The organism is Streptomyces sp. NPDC043878 (assembly GCF_056435735.1).
Genome location: NZ_JBWKDW010000063.1, coordinates 1 through 1,066, shown reverse-complemented (window position 1 = coordinate 1,066; position 1,066 = coordinate 1). Strand labels below are relative to the sequence as shown.

Annotated in this window: 1 protein-coding gene; it reads right to left on the bottom strand. The window is 68.4% G+C overall.

Annotation, left to right across the window (positions count from 1 at the left end; all coding sequences use genetic code 11):
* Positions 1–1,048, bottom strand: a protein-coding gene (locus AC07AZ_RS38050) for an IS630 family transposase (protein ID WP_478855336.1) whose coding sequence is annotated in 2 segments (ribosomal slippage) — positions 1–599 and positions 602–1,048 — 1,046 coding nt annotated over the 2 segments. Because the reading frame shifts where the segments join, the coding sequence is not laid out codon by codon here. This gene is flagged as partial in the annotation.
* Positions 1,049–1,066 lie beyond the last annotated feature (18 nt).

The following is a 1,066-nucleotide window of genomic DNA, read 5'->3' as shown; positions in this document are numbered from 1 at the left end:
CCGGTTTCGGCGAGGCATCCGTCGATGAGGTTGGTGCGGTACTGGATCTGGCGGAGACCGTGTCGAAGCGTGCTGATGAGGTGGTCGGGGTCGGTGAAGGCGGTGTTGGCCTGGCTGCTGCGTCGTAGCAGGGACCAGATGCCCTCGACGGGGTTGAGGTCGGGTGCGTAGGCCGGCAGGAAGTAGCAGGTGATCCAGTCGTGGGTGTCGATGAACTCCCGCAGTCGGCGGTCCTTGTGGACGTTGAGGTTGTCCCACACGAGGACCATGAGTGCGCCGAACTGCTGGTGTGCGGCGATGAGCAGGTCGCGGTAGTCGGTCCAGGTGAAACTGCGTCTGCCGCCCCGCTTGTGATCGAGATGCCGCTTGGGCCGGTAGATCAGCCGTGAGCGTTCACCGTGCTTGTAGCAGGTCGGAGCGGCGATGGAGAAGCGGCGCTGGGAGCGTCCCCGTACCCGGATGAGGGGTGTGTGTCCGCGCCGGGCCCAGGTCCGTGCGGTGGGCGGCGTCATCGAGAAGCCGGCTTCGTCTTCGAAGCACAGCCAGGCGTCGAGCGCCGCCACGGACCTTCCACCTGCGGCCAGGTCTCCTTCACCCAGCCCGCCACGGCCTCCTGGTCACGCTCGACCGCGCGGCGGGCCGGGGCCTGGTGGCTGAAGCCGTGCCGGTGCAGCATCCGTGCGATCGCCGACAGTGTCATGCTCTTGTGGAACCGGCGCCCGATCAGCGTCTTGATCCTGGCCAGCGTCCACGTCTGGTCCGGCCAGCCGTGCGCGAGTGGCCCCTTGGCAAGCTCCTGCTCGAGCACGCAGAACAGGGCCTCACTCAGCCTGGGCCGTGACACAGGCCCGGCACACCGCAGCCCCTCGGTGCCGGCGTCGTGCCAGGCTCGGCGCCAGCGCTGCACCGAGCGCACACTCACCCGTAAGTCCTTGGCGACCTCGGCGTTGGAGGCGCCCGCAGCGAATCGCTCCGCGGCCTCCAGCCGGATCCGCTCGCGAAACGCCTGCCGTCCAGGCGTCAGCCCACCACCCTGCGGATATCTCACACAACCGGCATACCGCGA